General features: G+C 61.0%; 20 protein-coding genes and 1 other RNA gene. 7 read left to right on the top strand and 14 right to left on the bottom strand.

The window, feature by feature from the left end:
• Window positions 1-78: 78 nt before the first annotated feature.
• On the bottom strand, window positions 79-921 hold the full coding sequence (locus SALLO_RS0101240) for a phenylalanine 4-monooxygenase (protein ID WP_022834514.1): 843 nt from the start codon (window positions 919-921) through the stop codon (window positions 79-81).
• A 153-nt stretch (window positions 922-1,074) separates the two neighbouring features.
• A complete protein-coding gene (locus tag SALLO_RS0101235) occupies window positions 1,075-1,281 on the bottom strand; it encodes a hypothetical protein (RefSeq protein WP_022834513.1) in 207 nt (68 codons plus the stop codon).
• 183 nt (window positions 1,282-1,464) lie between these two features.
• Here SALLO_RS0101235 and SALLO_RS17510 point away from each other — a divergent pair, with 183 nt between their 5' ends.
• Together SALLO_RS17510 and SALLO_RS0101225 are read left to right on the top strand one after the other, a co-directional pair.
• Window positions 1,465-2,640 carry a carboxypeptidase regulatory-like domain-containing protein gene (locus SALLO_RS17510; protein WP_169577862.1) on the top strand — a complete coding sequence of 392 codons (1,176 nt, stop codon included), beginning with the start codon at window positions 1,465-1,467 and terminating at the stop codon, window positions 2,638-2,640.
• 158 nt (window positions 2,641-2,798) lie between these two features.
• Window positions 2,799-3,254 carry an RDD family protein gene (locus tag SALLO_RS0101225; RefSeq protein WP_022834511.1) on the top strand — a complete coding sequence of 152 codons (456 nt, stop codon included), beginning with the start codon at window positions 2,799-2,801 and terminating at the stop codon, window positions 3,252-3,254.
• Window positions 3,255-3,368: 114 nt separating this feature from the next.
• On the opposite strand, the gene SALLO_RS0101220 is transcribed toward SALLO_RS0101225, so the two are convergent.
• The 11 genes from SALLO_RS0101220 to ffs form a co-directional block, all read right to left on the bottom strand.
• Window positions 3,369-4,016 carry a carboxypeptidase regulatory-like domain-containing protein gene (locus SALLO_RS0101220; protein ID WP_022834510.1) on the bottom strand — a complete coding sequence of 216 codons (648 nt, stop codon included), beginning with the start codon at window positions 4,014-4,016 and terminating at the stop codon, window positions 3,369-3,371.
• Between the two features lie 19 nt (window positions 4,017-4,035).
• The gene (gene csgH / locus SALLO_RS18575) at window positions 4,036-4,428 is read right to left on the bottom strand and encodes a curli-like amyloid fiber formation chaperone CsgH (RefSeq protein WP_022834509.1); all 393 of its coding nucleotides are present in this window, start codon (window positions 4,426-4,428) and stop codon (window positions 4,036-4,038) included.
• Window positions 4,429-4,481: 53 nt separating this feature from the next.
• Window positions 4,482-5,021, bottom strand: a complete 540-nt coding sequence (locus SALLO_RS0101210) for a hypothetical protein (RefSeq protein ID WP_040605699.1) — start codon at window positions 5,019-5,021, stop codon at window positions 4,482-4,484.
• Between the two features lie 139 nt (window positions 5,022-5,160).
• Window positions 5,161-5,850, bottom strand: coding sequence for a hypothetical protein (locus tag SALLO_RS0101205; RefSeq protein WP_022834507.1), 690 nt, complete (start codon window positions 5,848-5,850; stop codon window positions 5,161-5,163).
• A 302-nt stretch (window positions 5,851-6,152) separates the two neighbouring features.
• Window positions 6,153-7,520 (bottom strand): CsgG/HfaB family protein, encoded by a 1,368-nt coding sequence (locus tag SALLO_RS0101200; protein WP_022834506.1) that lies wholly within the window; start codon window positions 7,518-7,520, stop codon window positions 6,153-6,155.
• A gap of 12 nt (window positions 7,521-7,532) precedes the next feature.
• A complete protein-coding gene (locus tag SALLO_RS0101195) occupies window positions 7,533-7,952 on the bottom strand; it encodes a curli assembly protein CsgF (RefSeq protein ID WP_022834505.1) in 420 nt (139 codons plus the stop codon).
• Window positions 7,953-7,973: 21 nt separating this feature from the next.
• Complete coding sequence (locus tag SALLO_RS0101190) at window positions 7,974-8,516, bottom strand: CsgE family curli-type amyloid fiber assembly protein (RefSeq protein WP_040605698.1); 543 nt, start codon at window positions 8,514-8,516, stop codon at window positions 7,974-7,976.
• Window positions 8,517-8,803: 287 nt separating this feature from the next.
• Window positions 8,804-9,409 (bottom strand): Holliday junction branch migration protein RuvA, encoded by a 606-nt coding sequence (gene ruvA / locus SALLO_RS0101185; protein ID WP_022834503.1) that lies wholly within the window; start codon window positions 9,407-9,409, stop codon window positions 8,804-8,806.
• 10 nt (window positions 9,410-9,419) lie between these two features.
• Window positions 9,420-11,096 (bottom strand): NAD+ synthase, encoded by a 1,677-nt coding sequence (locus SALLO_RS0101180; protein WP_022834502.1) that lies wholly within the window; start codon window positions 11,094-11,096, stop codon window positions 9,420-9,422.
• Between the two features lie 46 nt (window positions 11,097-11,142).
• Entirely contained in the window at window positions 11,143-11,472 is a 330-nt protein-coding gene (gene yajC / locus SALLO_RS0101175) for a preprotein translocase subunit YajC (RefSeq protein ID WP_022834501.1), read from the bottom strand.
• Window positions 11,473-11,606: 134 nt separating this feature from the next.
• Window positions 11,607-11,706, bottom strand: an RNA gene (gene ffs / locus SALLO_RS18035) — signal recognition particle sRNA small type.
• 654 nt (window positions 11,707-12,360) lie between these two features.
• Here ffs and SALLO_RS17505 point away from each other — a divergent pair.
• The 5 genes from SALLO_RS17505 (at window position 12,361) to SALLO_RS0101150 (ending at window position 19,589) form a co-directional block, all read left to right on the top strand.
• On the top strand, window positions 12,361-13,572 hold the full coding sequence (locus tag SALLO_RS17505) for a T9SS type A sorting domain-containing protein (protein ID WP_022834500.1): 1,212 nt from the start codon (window positions 12,361-12,363) through the stop codon (window positions 13,570-13,572).
• Between the two features lie 627 nt (window positions 13,573-14,199).
• The gene (locus tag SALLO_RS0101165; protein WP_022834499.1) at window positions 14,200-16,599 is read left to right on the top strand and encodes a GumC family protein; all 2,400 of its coding nucleotides are present in this window, start codon (window positions 14,200-14,202) and stop codon (window positions 16,597-16,599) included.
• 159 nt (window positions 16,600-16,758) lie between these two features.
• On the top strand, window positions 16,759-17,706 hold the full coding sequence (locus SALLO_RS0101160) for an ABC transporter ATP-binding protein (RefSeq protein WP_022834498.1): 948 nt from the start codon (window positions 16,759-16,761) through the stop codon (window positions 17,704-17,706).
• Between the two features lie 61 nt (window positions 17,707-17,767).
• The gene (locus tag SALLO_RS0101155) at window positions 17,768-19,066 is read left to right on the top strand and encodes an ABC transporter permease (protein WP_022834497.1); all 1,299 of its coding nucleotides are present in this window, start codon (window positions 17,768-17,770) and stop codon (window positions 19,064-19,066) included.
• 28 nt (window positions 19,067-19,094) lie between these two features.
• Window positions 19,095-19,589, top strand: coding sequence for a phasin family protein (locus SALLO_RS0101150; RefSeq protein ID WP_028566765.1), 495 nt, complete (start codon window positions 19,095-19,097; stop codon window positions 19,587-19,589).
• A gap of 10 nt (window positions 19,590-19,599) precedes the next feature.
• Here SALLO_RS0101150 and SALLO_RS0101145 read toward each other — a convergent pair whose 3' ends face one another.
• Window positions 19,600-20,721: an NAD(P)/FAD-dependent oxidoreductase gene (locus SALLO_RS0101145; protein ID WP_022834496.1), complete on the bottom strand. Its 1,122-nt coding sequence runs from the start codon at window positions 20,719-20,721 to the stop codon at window positions 19,600-19,602.
• Window positions 20,722-20,942 lie beyond the last annotated feature (221 nt).

Genomic DNA, 20,942 nt, shown 5'->3' with positions numbered 1-20,942 from the left:
AGTGGATTGCCGCAAAGCAAAGGCCCTCGCGGAGTCCTCCGCCAGGGCCTTTCCACATCATTCGTTGATACGTTCGCACTACCCGTCGAGCAGGCCGCGGCTTGTCGTCCAGCGACGGAAGCCATCGACCAGCTGCTCGAACGAATCGAGGACAAACAGCTCATCTTGCAGATGCCACACGTCGTAATCCTTCTCGACGATGTGCTCAGGATCAAACGGATGCGTGGTCACCTCGTCGGAGAGGGCGTGCGTCACCTCGTTGTTCGACGACACGATGCCCGCGCCAAAGATGCGCGTTTCGCCTTTCTCGCGCAGCAATCCAAACTCGACCGTGAACCAGTGGAAACGTTCCAGCCGCTGCCGGTCGGCGCCCTCCGCGTTCAGCGCCGCCTGCCCAAACAACTGATAGAAATCGGCAAAGTCCGGCTGCGTGAGCATCGGCATGTGGCCGAAGATGTCGTGGAAGCAGTCGGGCGCCGGCGTGTAGTCAATTTCGTCGCGGCCGCGTACGTAGTTGGTCGAGGGAAAGATGCGCTCGGCCAGCAGGCTAAAGAAATCCTTCTCGTGGATCAGCCCGGGCACCTTGGCCACCTTCCAGCCCGTCGCCTCATGCAGGCGATCGCTCAGGTTGGCCAGCGACGGCAGCCGGTCGGCCTCCAGCTTGAGCACGTCCTGTCCTTTCAGATACGCCGCGCAGGCTCGCCCGGGGAGCTGCTCCATCTGGCGCTCCACCAGGATCTGCCATGTTTCATGATCCTCGGCAGGGTACTCGGGGTACTCGATCTCTTCGCCGATGGGCGGGCGCCCTTCAAGCTTTTGCGGGATACACCGCGGATCGACGTCGCCATCTTCCGTTGCTTTTTCGTACGCCGACAATTCGTCTTCGGGCGTCGGGGTGTCAACAACTGGTTCCTCAGCCATGGTCTACAGGCAGTTGGTGAAAGTAAAACGAGCGAAACGGCCATTTCGGAACCGCTTCCAGTGTGCATGCAATGAGCATAGTCGCCAAGTGCTACAGCCCGTATACCAATGCACACATCCGGGCTATGATTCTTGTCCGGAGTACACCGGAATCTATTCGGGCGCGCTACGCAGCAACCAAGCCGTCGCTACATATCCCAGAAAGGCCGCCCCTGGCACGGCCCAAACCGCCGGCGTGGCCCGCGCCGCCCCGACGGTCACTTGCTCCACGAGCAACATAATGAGCAAGAAGCAGGCAGCAAAGGCCGCAGCACCAACTCCCACGTGCAGCCACGACCGAAAGGCGCGGTTGGTAAACATAAGCGCTGCGTTGGTTGGAATGTGCACACCATATGCAAACGCCTGCCTGTTGCGCGTGCTCCGCAGCACAGCGCGTGTCCGGTTTCACCCACGAATTACGCACGTCAATATGAACATCACTGGGGCACCTTGCTCCTGCAATTGTGCCCACACGCATATTACACATTGATGGTGACTAAACCTATGCTACGTTTACAAACATATACGCGCGGTACGCTTCTCCTCCTTCTCACGGGCTTGCTCCTGTTCGTCGGTTGCGATTCCAGCAGCACCCCAGAAACCTTCACCCTAACGGGCGAACTGCAGAACGTAACCGACCGGGGCGTTGAAAACGCAACGGTACGCGCCACCCAAGACGGCGAAACGGTAGGATCCGGCACAACCAATGAAGACGGCACCTACGAAATCACCGGGCTCTCTGAAGGAACCTACACCATTACCGTCGAAGCGCCGGGGTACGAAGGCACGTCCTTTTCTGTTGATGTAACCGGCAACATAACCGCACCGGCTGAAACGCTCCTCGGCCCTGCAACGATCACCGGGCAGGTGCTCGACGCGACCACTGGCGACCCCATCCCCAACGCCGAGATTGCATTCTCTACGGAGACGGACACCAGCCGGGCGCTGGCCGATCTCATCTTTGAGGCCAACGAGAGCGGAACGTACGAGCTACAAAACGCCCCAACCGGCACGTACCTGTGCGTCATCCGTGCCGCGGGCTACTTCCCGCAGATTGTGGAAGAGGTACCCCTCCAGGAGGGCACCAACGACCTGGGCAGCTCGGCGAGCTCGGAGGAACTGGCCGACGGTCAATTCCGCATTGTGCTTTCGTGGGGCGAGACGCCGGACGACCTGGACTCGCACCTAACCGGCCCCGATGCGGGCAGCGGGCGCTTCCACGTGTACTACTCCAATCAAACCCCCAGCGGCGCAGAGGCCAACCTCGACCTCGACGATATCACGAGCTACGGGCCCGAGACCGTAACCATCACCGCCCTGCGCGATGGGATGTATCGCTACTCGGTGCATAACTACGCCAACCAAAGCGCAGATGGCGCGCTCGGCATCGAATCGTCGCCCGCGAAGGTGGACTTCTACGGCGAAAACGGGCTGATTGAAACGTACAATCCGCCGGCAGCCACGGCCCAGTCGGGCAATACCTGGCGCGTGTTCGAGATCAACGTGTCGGGCGGTACGCCAAGTATTGACGACAACGGCGGCGACACGTTTGGCTACTACCAGGCGTCGAGCTCCAGCGATACCGGTACGTTCTTGCGCGGGCCGGTTGATAAGCAGCAGGTCCTCTCTGAGCGCCTGCAGAACGCACTCTTGGAGGCCTTCGACCGACCGCTTCGGTAAACGCTGCACTACAGCATTCATCGGGCCGGCAGGGGGAGACGCATCGGGCGCTCCTCCTGCTGCTGTTTTTTGGCCGCCCGCGGCTCTTCCCAACCGAGGCCAGGACTCCCACTACGGTGCACTATCGCAATCTCACCCTCCCCTAGGCACCCAACGTCATGCGCACATCTTTTTCCCCTACCTATGCAGCTCCTGCGTTTACTCGTCGGTTGGCCGCACTCTTGATTGACGGGCTCGTCGCCGGCCTCTTTGGCGCTATTCCGTTCATCGGTGGCCTCGTGGGGGGCCTGTACCTCGTCGCGCGCGATGGGCTTGAAATCGACGGGCTGAACGGTCGCTCGGTTGGCAAATACGTGCTCAACCTGGACGTGCGCCATACCGATGGCGGGCCGATCGACCTTGAGCGGTCCGTACGGCGGAACTGGATGTTTGGCATCGGCGCACTGGCCGGCGTCCTCCTGTACATTCCGCTGATTGGCTGGTTGTTCATTCCGGGGGTGGTTGCCCTAAGCCTTGGCCTTGCGATGTACGAGGGCTACCGCGCCCTCACCGACGAGCGCGGGCGCCGGTGGGGGGATGTGCTTGCCGATACGCAGGTCATTGAAGAGCGCTAACGGACTTAGCAATCCGGGCAAATGAAATACCGAGGCCCAAAAGGTCACAGCACCGCCGTCCATCAGCTGCGTCGTGGAACGGGTTGCAGCGGGGATGCACACCCTGTGGAATCGTTATTCTTCGGTCGTCTCCACGTAGACGTCCTCGATGTTCACTTCCTGCGCCTGGTTGCTCCGGATAAACTTGACGAACGTACCGATATCGGACTGTGCTACACGCAAGGAATCGCCCGAGATCTCGCCGTAGAACGAATCGGTGGTCGTGTTAATGCGGATGTATAGCTCGTACCGCGCAATATCATCGGATCCTACGTTCTGAACGCGGTACTCGATGTCAACAAACGTTGTGTCGCTGTTGATGCGCCGGTTGGCCCAGTTCACAATCTCGGCCGATAGCAAGGAGTCTGCGCTGGAAGGGTCGTTTGCATCATCAGCTTCCAGAAAAATCGTGGCGGGCGTCACCTCGTCGTCGCGCACGGCCACGGCCACCGTGTTGGCCGTGTAGCCCGTACGTCGCACGGTAATGTTGTAGGTGCCTGCCTCGATGTCATTGATGCGAAATGTGCCGTCCTCGGCCGTCACGTACGCGCCCGTGGCTGGCGTGGTCGTTATGTTTGCGTTGGGCACCGGGCGATTGTCTTTGGCCGTGAGCACGCGCCCGTCAATGCTACCTAAGAGCGTAGGGCCGAGGGTGGCGGTTTCGCATGCGGTTGCCGCCAGGACGAACGCGCCTGCTAGGCATAAGCGAATAAGGTAGGACATGGGAATGCGTATGAAGGGGTTAGGGAGGCGAGCCGCGCACCTGCCGCTCATCGGTTGCCACCACCTGCGTGTTGTGCAGAATACGCAGGGTGGCCGTGAGACGATCGTGCGCGGCAACATTTATGGTGACGCGGCCCAGCGTATCGGGACGTGGGCGGACGCGAAAGCGACCGCTTTGTACCGAACGCACCGTTCCCGAAGGCCCGGTGCGGCGCACAACCAAACGGTATTCAAGGGAATCCGGGATGGGTGTGGGGGATGATACCACGCCGTAAACGCTCAACTGCTGGGGCGGGCCGTCAAACACGACGCGCGCGCAAATGTCATGGGTAGACGTAAAGCGCGCGCCGAGTATCGTCAGCACAAGAAAAATCAGGAGGAGCCCCCACGCACGCTTGCGCCAATGGCTCATCGAGGGCATACCTTTGGCATATCTCCACTTCCTTTGTAGCAGCGTGTCGCAGCTCACGGGCCTTCGACTTTTATGTAGAGCGGCAACGCCCGGGGGCCCACTTGGGAAATCCGCGGCTTCAGCCCCCGTACGTTCTGCAGTTCGAGCGAGAGCTCCAGGCCCCGCCCCTGCTGCAACAGGTGCAGTTGGTTGCTGCCGCCGTTTTGGATGAGCAGCCCGAGCTCGTTGGCTCGCCCCTGCTGCCGGGCCCGCACGACGTTGCCATCTGACTGAAGCAGTTGGATGGTTGCGGCATTGAACCTTCCCACCTGCGTGAGCGACAGATCGTTTTGCCTGCCGTCAATTCGCACCTGCGCGCTGTTACCCGCGCGGCCCGCGGCCGATGTGAAGAACGGCGCGGTGAGCAGAAATTCGGACCGATCGAGCGTCGTGAACACGAGCGATGGATGCAACGACTGAACCACCGTCGGCGCTTCTGTTGCGGGCACCTGGGGCGCTTGCTGCGCATGGATGGTGTGCGGCAAGTGGGCTAGGCAGGCCATCCCTAGCAAAAAGCCCAGCAGATAGGCGAATGGTGTACGTACGTTTTTCATAGGATTAAGGGGATACGTGAAAGAAAAGCGCAAGGAGCCGGCGCGACCACCGAGGTGGGCTGCCCGCTCCTTGCACGTTGGCGCTGATGGCTGCAAGATCAACGTACGCCTACGGCGTGAATGCAATCTTGCGCGCGCGCTACTGCCCTTGCGTCACACGGGCGGTGTTGCCATCGCCCGTCACAAGGATTTCGCCGTAGTTCTGCTGGCCCTTCTGCTGGAAACGCAGATGGTTCCCGTTTCCGGTGGCCATGATCTTGCCCGTGTTCAAACGGCCCTGCTGAAGACCACGCAAGGTATTGCGGTGACCTTCAATCATCAGCCCTTGGGCATCATACCGGTCGACACCATCTCCATCGAGATCAGTATCACCTAGCAGCGTGTTTCCTGTGCCGTATTGCTTGAACTGTCCACTGTTGCCGTCACCCGCAACAGCACCCCCAAAGATGTTTTCTTTGCCAACCTGGAGGAACAAGAAGTCGTTCTTATCGACATCATTGCTTTGGAAGACCGGGGCCGGGCGGGCGCCGCGGAAATTAACGTAGATCGCGTTGTCGTCGCCCATTTGCTTCGACCGTATGGCATCGTTGCTGCCACCGGCAACTTCCAACAGGACCTGGTTGCGATCGCCCCGCTGGTACTCGGAGACCACATTTTGATTACCAGAAACCCAGATCGACGCGTTATTGTCCGCACCACGGACTTGCTCGACCGTTACGTCATTGTTGTTTCCTGTTGCTTTAATTTTGGCTTCGCTGCCGCTGCTCTGTGCCGAGGCCAATCCCACCGTCAGGAACAGGGTGAGTACTAAGGAGAGTGTTTTTTTCATGGGTCTACTGCAGCTTGCGCTGCGTCTGTGTTGAGTAAGAGAAAGACTCTTGCCCGCAGAAATTGCGAGGCAAGAGGAACAACGGCGAGGCGCGCTGAATTGCGTGTAACGCTAGGTTGCAACATTGCAGCGCCTCGCATCATGCCTTCCACGCGGTTGTTCTCTGGGTTCAGCAGAGACGCGCCGGGAGGCATTTTTTGTTGCGCATTGCCAGTATAGCAGTCCGCAAAGGGCCAAGCAACGGCTTCCAGATGCAGCAACTGTACGTCTTTGGATAACCATTGTGTAGTATACAATTTTTATCAAAAAAAGCTGGTGTAGTAAATAAATCCGATCGACCCACTCCACAGTGAATCGTCGTAGGTACCCACCTTCACGCCATCGAGCATATCATAAAAGACATATTGTCCATTGGCCGATACCTGAACGCTGAAGCGTGATGAAACCATGGCTTCCATGCCCACCCGCACGGTGGCTTGTGGCAGCAGGGTTTCGCCGAGCACAAACCGATTGGTGCCCTGCGTGCGCAGGCCCGCTCCGAGCGTAATGTAGGGCGTTGCCGATGCGTACGGCAGGAAGCGATAGGAGAGGTTGAGCGAGGAGCCAAGTGAAAGATACTCAAACGACTCCTTGGCCGTGATGTACCCGCCATCAAATAGCAGCTCAGCCCCCCAGTGGGTAGATATCTGCCGATGGAATGCCACCTCAGCCGCCGGACGAACGCGCGGATATTTGTAATCGCCGGCATATCGTTGGGCATGCACGCTCGCTCCAATGCCTACGCCCGGGCGGCTTTCGGTCTTGAGGACGCGGTCGAAATAGTCGCGGGACCGGGTGGCCATGAGTTGGGCGTCGTACGACTGCAACGCGCGGGCGGCGGCCAGGCTATCTTGCGCACTCCACAGGTCACTGCGCAGGCCCTCCAGCACCAGCTGATAAACCGCCGCATCAATGGCTTCCGTAACCGCCAACACCGGGGGTTCGTTAAAGCTGTACCCCGCTTCGGCCTCCAACAGGCGATCTTGATCCACATACAGAAACGCCCCGCCGTCCACTTTCTGCGAGAGGATGGTTTTGGTCGTGTGCACGGTAGCCAACACGCGGCCACTCTGCGTAGAGATGGCGCGCAGGTAGACCGTTACCTGGTCTTGCCGGTACTGCCCCGAACCGCCAATCCCGAAGTAGCGCACACCGCCACCGCCCGTTAGGACGTTCGTGTCATATCCAATGATGCCGCCTTCAAGCAGCACCCCGGCATACAAAAGCGGCGGAAGCGGCCCGAGCGTCTTTCCATCTGCTCCCTGATGCTGCTGGCGGATCTGCTGGATGATCTGTCGCTCGTTGAGGAGGTTCGACAGGCCCTCGCGCTCGATGGGCACAAACCATCCCGAGACGTCAAGCGCGCGCATTAGGATGGAGGTAGCCCCCTGCGTAACGGCAGTTGAAAAACTCGACCCTTGCTCAGACGCCTTGTATTGGCCCGTCTGATCGCGAAATTGGTAGACGGCCGCAATCACTTTATCCTGAGGGGCCGGCAAGCCGCGCAGTTCGGGCGCGGCAGCGCTCTGCAAGCCCGGGTGTGCACTCTTGGTACGCATGGGTGCGGCGTAGTTGGCACATCCGGCAATAAGAAGAGCAAGCGACAAGATCGAGAGACGAACAGCAGGCATGGCAGACGAGCTTTACAAGTTAGGGATGGTTACGCTGGTGGTAGCCCCGGTGATGGGGTTAAAGACGCGGATCGTTGTGCCATTCACGCCCGGTAGCACTTCCACCGTGTATGCCCCGAGGTCGAAGGTGCCGGGCTGCGAGAGATCGATGTTGCCGAAGCGCTCGGTCACCAATTCGCGCGAGAGCTGATCCAGGATTTGGCGCTGCAGCGAGTTTTGGAAGTCAGCAAGGGGATCGCGGTCGAAAAAAGAGGAGCCCGCATCGGCCTCAAACGCATTTTGCGCCTGTGCAGAGCTCAGCAGCCATTGATAGTTCAGGTACGAACCGCCAAACGCTGGATTTGTGGGGCGGTAGACGAGTTCTTGCGCTGCTACGCTGGTGGCACCGATTCCCAGCAATACGATGAGACTGGCGAGTGTCCGGATAAGCATGGAGGCAGGGGGGATGATCGATTAGTACACACGGAAGAGGCCCTGACCGCTGCGCACATACTGATACACGCGGCGCGCGGCCGTTAGAGCGAGGGTATCAATATCACTGTCGGTTTGCAGGCGCGACCGAAAAAGAATGTCGTCGTTCACCCGCGCTTCCACCAACGTTCCGCGCCCGGGGGTGGGGCGCTCCGTAATTTCGATGGTGTAGAAGCCTTGCACCGCTGGCGGCTCCCAATACTGAAAGAACTGAAGGTAGAAGTCGCGTCCCAGCTTGGTGAGCGTCGCGTCGATGACAAGTCCGCGCAGGCGCATTCCTTCGGTGCTCGGTACCTGCCGCAGCGAAGAAAAGCGCTTCCGCTGCATCTCGAACGTGAGGGCGAGCGGTACATACGAAAATGCGCCATCCGGCGCAGACGCCGCATCCTTGGCACGATCGACTTGCACGCGCACAGCCACCTTCGCGGCGGGCGACACGGCAACAGCGCCGGTTTGGGCGCGCGCCGCGAGGGGCAGGACGAGCAGCCACACTCCAAACCACCAAATGTATGAAGGGCACATCATGACGAGAGACCCGAGGGAGATCACGAAAGGACCGAAGCGTACGCGTAGCAAGCCCAAAGCATGCTGCGCAACAACCGCCGATAGAATAGCCCACGCGCCCCCACCGGTAAATAGGGCAAGCGGCTTGTGCGCCCGGTATCTTTGGCGCATGCAGGCTCATCCACAGCATGCAGGGGGCACAGCGAGGCGCGCCACGTGGCGCATCGGGAGAAAGCCAGGGGCCTGGATGGGCGATGAGATAAGGATGGCCTCCTACGCGGGCGACGAATTAAGACGTGCTGCCGCTATTACTCGGCCGCCTGCAGGGCCAAGCGCACAAGCTCATCAGCAGACTGCACCCCGGCGTGGTCGCGCAAGACCTCCCGCAGCGCGCGCTCGGCATCGGCGCGGCTCAGCCCCAGCGACTCCAGCGCGGCCAGCGCGTCGGCCCGCGCCGCGGCCCGCGATTCTGACCCACCGCTGATGGGCGCAGCGCCGTCGAACACGTCGAGGTCGGCCAGGCGGTCCCGCAGCTCTACAATCAGACGGTCGGCTGTCTTGCGGCCCACGCCCGAGATGTCGGTCAGGCGGCTCGTGTCGCCCTCCATCACATGGTCGCGTAGCTGCGCCGGCGTAAGGGCCGAAAGCGCCGAGAGCGCCAGCTTGGGCCCCACGCGCGACACCCCCAGCATGGTCTCAAACACGGTGCGCTCGGCGGTTGTCGCGAAGCCGTAGAGCGCCACGTTGTCTTCCCGCACGTAATGGTAGGTGTGCAGCTTCACGTCGTTGCCCACCGGAGGAAGCTCCTCAAACGTTGAGGTGGGCACCAGCACCCGGTAGCCAATGCCGTGCACGTCAACCACCACCGCGTCGGGCGCGCGCTCCACCAGCGTTCCTGCCACGTATGCGATCATAACTCAAAGGCTAAGCCGTAGATGGCGTCGTTGCGCTCATGCGCTCCCACTGCATCACGATGGGCATGCGCCGCCCCATCCCAAAGGCCTTCTCCGTCACGCGCAACCCCGGCGGGGCCTGACGGCGCTTGTACTCGTTTCGGTCGACCTGCTGCAAAATATCGGCTACCAGCGCCTCCTCAAAGCCTGTGGCCTCTACAATCGTCGCCAGCTCTTGCTGGGACTCAATGTAACGGCGCAGAATCTCATCGAGCACATCGTACGACGGAAGCGAGTCGGTATCTTGCTGGTCCGGGCGCAGCTCGGCCGAGGGCGGCTTGTCGATGGTGTTTTGCGGAATGACAGGGGTCGCCGATTGCGCGTTCATGTGACGCGCCAGTGCATACACGCGCGTCTTGAGCACGTCGGAGAGCACCGCGACGCCGCCGTTGGTATCGCCGTAGAGCGTCACGTAGCCCACGGCCATTTCGCTTTTATTGCCTGTGGAGAGCAACAAGTGGCCAAATTTGTTGGAGAGCGCCATCAGCGTGGTGCCCCGCACGCGCGACTGAATGTTCTCCTCTGCAACGCCGGGTGTGGTCCCTTCAAATGGAGCCGCCAGCATATCATCAAACGCATCCACGGCGGGCTTTATCGGAATCTGGCGGAAGGCGATGCCCAGGTTGTGCGCCAGCGCCTCCGAGTCGGTCACCGAGCCCTTCGACGAGATTTCCGACGGCATGGTAACGCCCACGACTTGCTCGGGCCCGAGCGCTTCCGCCGCGAGGGCACAGGTAACGGCCGAGTCGATGCCGCCTGAGAGCCCCACCAGGGCTTTGTTGAAGATGCCGGTCTTGTGGAAGTAGTCGCGGATGCCCAGCACGAGCGCGTCGTGCAGATCGGCAATGTCGTCGTGCGGCTTCGAGCACGGGGCCGTATCCGACGCGGTGTCCCACAGCAGCAGATCCTCGGCGAAGGAGTCGGCGCAGGCCACCAAGGTGCCGTCGGGGGCATGCACGCGGCTGTCGCCATCGAAGATGATTTCGGTGTTGGCGCCCACCTGGTTGCAGATGAGAAACGGCCGCTGATGCTGCGCACAAATCGCCTGCACGAGTTCGGTGCGCACGGCGTGCTTGCCCAGCGAAAACGGCGACGCGCTGATGTTGATGAACAGGTCCGGGGCCTGCGCGGCCAGCGCATCGACCGGGTTGGCATCATAGATCCGATGGGCGTCCTGCTGCTGCGCGTTCCACATGTCTTCGCAGATGTGCAGCCCCAGGCGGTGCCCACGCCACTCGATGACGGACGAGGCGGTACCGGGCTCAAAGTAGCGGTGTTCGTCGAACACATCGTAGGTGGGTAACAGCCGCTTCGCAACCCGCCCCACCGCGCGCCCATCCTCGAAAAGGCACGCCACATTTTGCAGGCGCTTGCCGGTTGATGAGGGGTTGGGCAGCGGCGCGCCCACAATAATCCCAAGGCCACGCGGCACGTCCGATGCTATCTGCTGCACCGTCTGTTGCACGGCCGTACGAAAGAGCGGATTGTCGAGCAGATCCTGCGGCGGATACCCCGTCACGCACAGCTCCGGGAAGACCACCAGGTCTGCGCCACGCTGCGCGGCGCGCGCGGCATACGATACAATCTTTTGCCGATTGCCCGCCAGGTCGCCGACGGTTGGATTGATTTGGGCCAGCGCAATCCTCATGAGACTAACATCCGTTCGGATGGGTGATCGATGAACGGGATACGGCTCACTCGTTGCCGCCCACGCTCGCAATGGCTTGCTTATCGATGCGCAGCTTCACGCCCTTCGAGTCGACCTGCGCCAGCACGCTATCGTCGTCAATCTCGCGGATGGTCCCATGGATGCCGCCGATGGTCACAATCTGATCCCCGCGCTCCAGGTTGTCGATCAGCTCCTGATGCTCACGCTCGCGTTTCTTTTGCGGGCGGTAGATGAGCAGATAAAAGATGCCGAGGATCAGGATGAATGGGAGCGCCAAGCCTAGCAAGCTGCTTGTGCTGTTGCCCGAAGGGGCGCCAGTGAGCAGGATGAAACCGGCAGCGAGAGAGGAAGCCATAGAAAGCAGGACAGTTCGTCAGGAAACGAGTGGTGGAGGCCCCAGCGTCGCACGACGCGGTGAACGAAGGTATCGAACCAACAGCAGCAGGTGCGGGTCCGCGCGCCGCGCAGGTAGGGCGAGGGTAAAAAGAAAAAGGGCAAGCGACCCACATCGCGCCGCTGCGACCTCCTACCGCTGCTGCCTTCCGGCCCTGACGGAGTTCAGAGGGAGCTGGCCGTGTGGGACTTGCCCTACTCGGTGCGGGGTGGCCCCGCGCATTTCTGTGGGCGTTGTAGCTGCCGCATGCCACTGTGTTCCATCAAGGGAGCGCGCGCGCCGGTTGTGCCCACACTTTAACGGAGTGCTCACACATTCGCCCTGCGGTGCCTGTCAGCATCCAACAGGCATCGCCAAACCGGCGGGCAGGCCCCGCCGCCTGACTTGGCAGCGGATGCATTAGAGACGGGCCAACCTGAGTATTTCAGATTAGTGCCACAACGAAGAACTGTCAAAAAGAAACAATTAGGTACATATTTACTCACTTTCCGAAATTGAACTTGGGTAGTTAAAACTCAATAACAGAGATGAACCCGTTTCCTAGACATTAGGAAACGTTTTTAGATACAAATTTTTAAGGTCATCTATTCTAAAATGCAGTGGCACAGCGATTGCAGCTATTTTGAAGCCCAGATCGCCCCTTCGATCTGGACTATAAGCTTTGAGACGGGCTCAAAAAGTGAATGGGGCCGACCCGCTCCCTAGGCAGGCCGCCCCCATTCGTGTTTGTGGAGCACGTCATATGAGCACAGATCCCTTCGTGGCGCCGAGGCGCTGGAACCGCCGACGACGCGTCATGAAGGGCCTTGATTGTCCCACGACATTCCCCACAACTGAATGTGACCTATTATGCTACGCACGAAAGCAGCGAATCGCAATTTCTGGCCGTTTCTCTTCGCACTCTTCGTTCTTGCTTCGAGTTTTTCCGCCCACGGACAGTCGCTTCCGGTCCCGAAAAGCTCTGACGTCGCGCTCATTGCGTTCACCCTCGAAGCGCGCGACTCGACGGGCACCCTCATCGCACAAGATGCAGGGACCAATCTTCTGTTCTATAAGGAGGCGAGCTTCGGGTGGGATCCATACGATGCGTCGAAGCTCACGCCGCTGAGCGACTCCTACGCGGTCTCTGCGTTTGTCACCGAGCGCAACGGCGACCCTCATTACTTAAAGGCCCAGGAGAGCGTTCCCTACCGCCTCACGGATGAGGGATATACCGGCACGCTTGACATTGTGACCGAAGGCATTGCCGATGCCACATTTACTCTTAAGATTGGCACGTGGTACCAGGTGCCGGTCGACTGGACCGTTCGCCTCATTGACACGAAGCGCACGACGGACCCGGCCGATGATACGTTTGTGGTGCTGACGCCGTCGAGCACGTACACGTTTAGCGGGCGCACGAGCAACGACGACCTCACCGGTCCTGGCGGACCCAAGAGCGGCGAAGACGCCGTGTCACGGTTTCAGGTGACGGCGGGTCCGGCCAGCAGCTCGCTTCCTGTTGAGATGGCTGCGTTCACGGTGCAGAGCAGCGGCCCATCGGCGGTGCTTGCCTGGGAGACGGCCTCGGAGACCAACAACGCCGGGTTTTATGTCGAGCACCGGGCGCCGTACGCCGACGCCTTCACGGCGCGCGACTTTGTTGAGGGCGCCGGCACGACCAATGCGCCCCAAACCTATCGCTTCCGGCTTCGCGACCTTTCCCCCGGCACGCATGCCTTTCGCCTGCGGCAGGTGGATACCGACGGGACCACGCATTACTCCGACGTCGTAACGACGCGCATCAGCCTCAACGGGTCGTTCACGCTACAATCGCCCTACCCCAACCCCTTTCAGTCACAGGCCACGGTTGCGTTTGCCGTTGAGCAGTCGCAGCCCGTAACCGTTGCGCTGTACAACACCCTCGGTCAGCGTGTGCAGGTGCTGTACCAGGGCACGCCGGCAGCGGGGCAAACACAGCGCGCCCGCCTCTCCAACAAAGGGCTGAGCAGCGGACTCTACATCGTGCGGTTGGAAACGCCCTCGTTTCAGTCCACACGCACCGTCACGCTTGTCCGATAGCTTTGCGACACATGATACCACGTAGCGGTGGGGCTTGCCCACGCCATTCTGCTGCGCAGCGGCTCGCTTGTTTCGACAGGTGAGCCGCTTGTGCGTTTGCCCAAACTATAAACTCACGCACGAAGCGCACATGATGACAGCCGTTGGCGCATCTATGCATGCTACCTGCCCACGCAATGTATCCGCCGAATCGGGCAGATGGATACACCACAAGCGGATTGGAACTATCTCGCGTGCTTTCTACGTTTGAATAAATGGTGTGGGGCATCTTTACATACTTCTTAAAAAGAGCGATTGACTGTGTATGCGTTCAGCTCTTGTGGCACCTCCCTACGCGCGCCGCCTGCTACAGGATCATACGCTGATCGTTCGGCCAGCACTTAATCTTATTGGACGATGCCCACACCCGTCCACTGGCGGGTGCCTCTAACGGGTGCCTCTAAGCAGACAGATACACCTGATACTCGCCCCCCCTGTGCTTATGTGATACCTCACTAAATTGAATCCCTTCCGGACGCACTGCCTCGTACGCCGCCATTTCTCCCCTATCGTGCGGTGTTGTGCCCCATCACGTGCTGCATCGCAGCACCCTCGAAACCATTGCTTCTAATTTTATCGCTTCTCTCTATGGCTTCTTCGCTGAATGGCACAGCCTCGTCGAATGGCACGGCCTCGCCTGCGGCAGATCAACTGCTGTACGACCCCCAAGATACAGGCTTGGTCTCCGTCATGGATCGGCTGCGCGTGCTCTGGCAATACAAATGGATTATCCTGGCCGTTGCTTTTGTCTCCGGCACCCTGGCGTACGTCTATGTCCAAAGCCAGCCCAAACAGTACCAGGCATCAGCGATCGTTCTGCTAAGCCAGGAGGAGCTACCGAACGAGCTTCTGACGTTCATGCGTCCGGAGCCCTCCAATCAAATTGCACGCGAGCTGTACTTTCTACGAAACTCTGCGTCATTTGCGCAAGCGGTCGCCCAGAATTTGCGCGTGCAGGCCGACTCCGTGGGATTGCGTAACGCGTCGTTCTTTGCCCCGCCCGGCGGCCCGCCCCGTTCCATCGCGGCCCTCGGCACGCACGTGCACCGCCACATTAGGGTCGTCCGCGATGACAACGAAGTCCCTGCGCTGCGCATCAATGCGACAACCACCGATCCGCAGATCGCGGCGCTACTCGCTAACACCGTGGTGCGCACGTACCGCGCGCATCTTCGCCGCACCCGCAACGCCAAGCTCCGCAACACGCGTCGCTTCTTAAACGAGCAACAGTCGAAACTCAGGGCGCAGCTGCGAACGGTAGAAGACAGTATTGCAGCGTACATACAGGCCAACGGCCGCGCGGGCCTGCTACGCCCCGACAGCAGCGGCGCCCTCCTTGGCGGGTCGGGGCAGCTTGCCACCCGTATCTTTGAACTCAAGATGCAAAAGGACCAGCTGCAGGTAGACCTCAAGATTGAGCAAGCCCTTTTGGATTCGTCCCGTGCCCGGCTGCAGTCGATTCGGCCCCTTCTCGCCAAGCGCGCGGCTTCTACCACCACCCAAAAGCTGCGGAATGCACACGAACGGCTCATCAACCTGCAGATGGAAGTGCGCACCGTGCGGGAAAACTACGAGACCCTTACGCCAGCGCTGGAGGCGATGCTAAAAACCAAACAGCAGCGTATCGACGCGCTACAGCAACGCACCGAGGAGCTTGCGCAAGCATACGTACGTCAGGCCCTTTCCACCGATGCCATTAACCCCATTAGCGGGGAGCAGGGCATTCAATCGGTGGTCGACTTGCAACGGCAGATCACGGAGCACCGCATTGCGATCACGCGCCTAAAGGCACAGCTGAAGGTGATAAGCGAGCAGCTGCAGCAGCGCCGCGCCTCCTTGCAGCAAGCGCCAGATCCTACCCTCGCACGCCTGAAGCGTCGGAAAGCCATGGCGCAAGAGCTCTTTCTCTCCCTTTCCAAAAGCCTGCAGCAAGCACGCGTGGCCGAAGAATCGCAAGCCGAACAGGCGCACACGATTCGCCGCGCAACTGCGCCGAGCATGCCCTCAGCGCCCAACGTGTGGCGCATCGTCCTGCTGGGCACCCTGTTGGGAACCGTATGTGCCGGAGGCTCAGTGCTGGTCTTCGATCGGATGGATGACATTGTGGACACGCCGAACGATTTGAAGCAGAGCAGCGCGCCGCTCTTTGGCACCATTCCCCAGTGGGCAGACCACGACGACACCGCCGACACCCCCGAGGCACCGTCGATTCTCGTCCCCCCTTTTTCCGCCGCCGCAGAGGCCTACCGCCACGTGGCAACAAATATACGCCTGGGCATTCCAGACGATGTGGGCGTCATTCTTGTCACGAGTCCTGGCGCGGGCGAGGGCAAAACCACGACGGCCATTAACCTGGGCATGGCCTTCTGCGAAACAGGACACAGCACGCTTGTGCTAGATGCCGACCTTTACAACCCCAACGTGCACCGGCGCCTCCACCTGTCGCGGACCCCGGGGCTTAGCGACCTGCTGGCCGGTGCCGAAGCGCCGATCCACCAAATCGTAGATTCTGCCGCCGATCAAACGGCCAACGGCAGCCCGGTGCCGCAACAACGCAGCACCCTGGGCGCCCTCACCGCCGGCAACGCTGTCCCGCAGCCGTCGCTTTTGCTTCAAGAGACGCACTTTTGCCGTGCGCTTGACCAGTTGCACGACAGCTGGGACATGATCATCATCGACACGCCGCCCGCGCTCTTTTTTGACAGCGTGCACCGCCTCGCGGCCATCAGTGACGTAGCGCTCGTCATCGCCTCGGCCGGTGCCACGCACCAACACCAGTATCAGGAAGTGATTGACCGGTTTACGATGCTGGACGTCCCGCACCTCATGGGCATGCTCAACCGCTACGACGGGTCTACGGGCCCGGGCTATGGGTACGGCTACACCTACGGAACGGAATCGTACCGCGGCCTACATGACGCCAGCAATCATGCGCTCCCCCTGGGCATGCGCGTACAGCACCGTATCCGCTCGCTCATCAACCGGTAGCGCTGCGCCTGGGCGGTTGGCACATCATGGTTGGTGTAACCCCGAGGCTCTGTACTTCGTCTGTAGACCTGAGCCCGCTGAATTCTTTACGCGGGTTGGAACTGTCGTCTATAATGTGTACGCTACCCTTGTACCCTCTTTCATTGCTACACGCGCTTTATGGCCACGCTACACGTTGATCACGTATCGAAGCGGTATGGCTCGACCCAGGCCGTTGACGACGTCTCGTTTACAGCGCGCCCCGGGCGCATCTTGGGCATCTTAGGCCCCAACGGAGCGGGCAAAACGTCCACCATCCGGATGATTACGCACATCACCGTTCCCGATACGGGCCGGATCACCTACGATGGCGCAACGGTGGGCGAACAGAGCCAGCAACGCATGGGCTACCTGCCCGAAGAGCGCGGCCTGTACAAACGCTTGCGCGTAAAGGAGCAACTGATTTATCTCGGACAGCTCAAGGGGCTGTCGGCCGCAGTGGCGGAGGAACGTACCATGCACTGGCTGGATCGCTTCGGCGCAACCGATTGGGCTGACAAGAAAACCGACGAGCTCTCCAAGGGCATGCAGCAAAAGATCCAGTTTATCGCAACCCTGCTGCACGATCCGTCGCTGCTGATTTTTGACGAGCCCTTTAGCGGCCTCGACCCCATCAACGCCGAGCTCCTGCGGGATATCATCCTGGAGCTTCGGCAAGACGAGCGCACGATCCTTTTTGCCTCGCACCGCATGGAACAGGTGGAGCAGCTCTGCGACGACATCTGCCTGATGGCGCGCGGCGAAATTGTGCTGCAAGGTCCGCTCCAGGACGTTAAGAAGCAGTTTGGACGCAACACGGTCGTTGTCGAGTTTGATGGGGCCGACACCTTCATCGATGACCTCGTAGCGCGCGAGATTGTCCGATGCAATACGCGTTCTGCGCACCGGGCCGAGCTCCAGCTGCTGGATGCAGCGAAGGGGCGCGCCGTCCTCGACGCCGCCCTGGCAACGGTCGACGAGCTTTATCGCTTCGAGCGCACCGCCCCGCCGCTCAACGAGATATTTATCGAAGTGGTGGGTGAAGACAACGCCCGCGCCATGCGCGAAGAGGCTGCTGTTGCGGCCTAAGCCCTGCGCACCCCCACGGCATGTGCCACTGCTCTCCACTTTTTGAAACGTCCTTCGTGCTATGCAAAAGATCTGGCTGATTCTCCGAAGCGAATTCTGGCGGCGCGTACGATCGAAAGCGTTCGTGCTGGCCACGCTGCTTGTGCCCGTGGGCTTCGTCGTCCTGATGGCCGCCCCGGGCCTTATCACCTACTTCACCGTGAGCGGCGACACGGCCACGGTGGCCGTGCTCGACCGTGGCCCCGATGCCATTGGCGACTCGCTGGTGGCGCGCAGCGACGACGGGCTCCGGTTTACGCGGGTGCAGCCCCCCGCCGACTCGGCGCGCGCGGCGGTGCGAAGCGGCACCTACGATGCGCTCCTCATTGTGCCCGATAGCCTGCTGACGGGCGCCGCCGCCCCCCAACTCCTGTCGAGCGACGGGAGCGGCCTTGCAACCACAGAGAACATCATCGGAACGCTCGAAGACATCGTGCAAGATGTGCGCCTACAGCGCGCTAACGCATCGCCTGCTGTGATGGCAGCCCTCTCCGCCGATTTAGACGTCACCACGCGCACGCTCACCGAAAGCGGCTCCACCGAAGACCATTCTTTCTTCTTCATGGCGGTGGGCTATCTGCTTTCGTTCGTCATCTACTTTGCGGTGTTTATGTACGGGCAGTTCGTCATGCAGGGCGTCATTGAGGAGAAAAGCTCGCGCGTGGTGGAAGTGGTGGTGTCCAGCGTTCGGCCGTTCGAGCTGCTGATGGGCAAGGTGCTCGGCATCGGCGCCATGGGCCTCACCCAAATGATTCTATGGGGCGCGGTGGGCTTTGCCTCCGTCACCTACGCAGGCACGCTCATGACCCTCTTCATGAATCCGTCCGACGTGGGGTTGCAGGCCGGTGCGTCGCAGCAACAGATGCTGGAAGCCGCCAACCTCTCGCTGCCCACCCTGCCCGCGGATCTGTTTGTGTGGTTTGTGCTGTTTTTCCTTGGCGGCTACCTGCTGTATGCTAGCCTCTTTGCGGCCGTTGGATCGGCGGTTGAGCAGCAGCAAGATGCCCAGAACCTCTTGCTCGTCGTGATGCTTCCGCTCATTGTGCCGCTGATGATGATCGGCGTTCTCATCAACGATCCAAGCAGCACGCTGGCGGTTGTGATGTCGATGGTCCCCTTCTTCTCGCCCATCCTGATGATCCTGCGCGTGGCTCTCGTCGATGTGCCCCTGTGGCAAGTGAGCGGCGCGTTTGTGCTGCTCATGCTCACCTTTCTGGGCGCGGTATGGGTGGCGGGTCGGATCTATCGCGTGGGGATCTTCATGTATGGAAAGAAAGCGAGCTTCAAGGAATTGGCCCGATGGATCACGTACAGCGCTTGACCTTCTCTCAACTTGACCTCTACCAGCTATGAGTGACGAACAGAAGCCCAGCATCAACATCACACGGGGCACGCGTGGAAAGAAATCCTCCCGTGCGTCCTCCAAGCACAACGGCTCGTCGGGCGCGGGCCTCGGCGATGTCGCCGCATCGGCCGCTTCCGGCGCGGCACGCACCGCCCAGAACGTATGGCTGGCCGGTCTCGGTACGTTGTCGGTCGCGGAGGAGTGGAGCGGCAAAATCTTTGACGCCCTGGTCGAGGAGGGCCGCTCGTGGGAGCAAACCCGGCGCGCGCGCACATCCGATGCCAAACAGCGGCTGGAGCAGACCGAAACGGAGCTGGCCGATGCCGCCTCGGCATTCGAGCAGCGCATGCGTACAGAGGTGAACGGCGCGTTAGAACGTCTTGGCGTGCCCAGCCAGTCCGACGTGGAAGCCCTCCGCGAGCAGGTGCAGTCGCTGAATGCCAAGGTTGAGCGCATGGCCGATGCGCTCGATGCCCGCACGGACGATACGTCCAGCTAACGATACCTCCCTACGCGGTCCCGCGGGTGGTGCGAATCAGCCAGCGCGCCCACGGGGGCACGCGGTGCAGGCTGTGCACCAGCAGACGCGCCGCCATGGGCCGCAGCGTGGCCCGATGCGCCCACCGTCCCACGGTAAGGCGCGTGCGAAACGCATCGGTCCATGCGGTGCGGTACCGATTCCGCAGGGCGCGCGCACCTGTTTTCCCCTGCAGAAACTGGTGCACCGGCGATGCCGCGAGCAACGCACTGTGCAGCGCCATTGCCATGCCGTCGCCGCACAACGGCGCAATCATGCCCGCTGTGTCGCCAATCATGAGCACATCATCAACGATTGGGGCCTTGCGGGCCAGCGACACCTGACTGATGGCCAGAAACCGTTCCATGCGGCGCGTCATGGGCTGCAAGCGCGCGTCGAGTCCGGCATTGGCTTCGCGCATCGCCGCGAGGGAGGCCTCGGGCGTCTTCCCTTGCGCTTTCAGGCGCTCCTGATCGACCAACCAGCACACATTTAGGCCATCGCCTTCGATGTGCGAGATGCCGCAGTACCCGCCCGGCACCGCATACATCTCAATGAACGGCCCAATGGGCGGGCCATCGAAGTGCGCCTTGAAGCCAACGAGGCCCGTTTGCTCGGCGAAGAAGGGGCGCTCCAGCACCCGATCGAGGCGCGCGCGCTTTCCGTACGCACCCAGCACCACCCGCATCGAAAAGGCCTCCTGGGCGGTGTGCACCCGAAAGCCGGCGTCGAGCGAGCCTTCGATGCGTCGCACGGCCACGCCACTGCGCGCATCGGCGCCTGCTTGCTTGGCAGCACGAAAGAGGAGAGCATCCAGCGCGTACCGGCTGAGTCCCAGTCCTTCGGCGGGAAGCGGGTACACCGCTTCGGCGCCCCCGGGCGCCACCAAGCGGGTTTTTGTGATGGGGCGCGCCCCGGCAGCCTCCACGTCTGCCTGCACGCCAAGGGCACGAAAAACGGACCGCACCTCCGGCGACAAAAACTCGCCACACACCTTGTGGCGCGGATAGGTGCCCTTCTCCAACAGCAGCACCCGGTGGCCGCGCCGCGCAAGCGCAAGGGCTGCTGCACATCCGGCCAACCCGCCGCCTACAATGCCAACTGCATGCTCCATAACTTCGCGGGCGACGTTTTGAATCCGATTTCGTGCTGTTGAGTGCTCCGTGCGGGCACACGCACACGGCAAAGGCCGGGTTGCATCGCGCCACGGAAGATTGCACGTTCGTCAGAAGTCGTGCCGGGCGGTGCCCGGGGCACTGCGCGGTTCAGGAACGCGTGCCTCGGGGTTTCCATTCGAGAAACGTCAAATAAGCCATCCCTCCCAGCCTCACGGTT

This window comes from Salisaeta longa DSM 21114, from assembly GCF_000419585.1.
Lineage (GTDB): Bacteria > Bacteroidota > Rhodothermia > Rhodothermales > Salinibacteraceae > Salisaeta > Salisaeta longa.
Note: the sequence above shows the minus strand (reverse complement) of the source record. Positions and strands in the feature narration are given on the sequence as shown.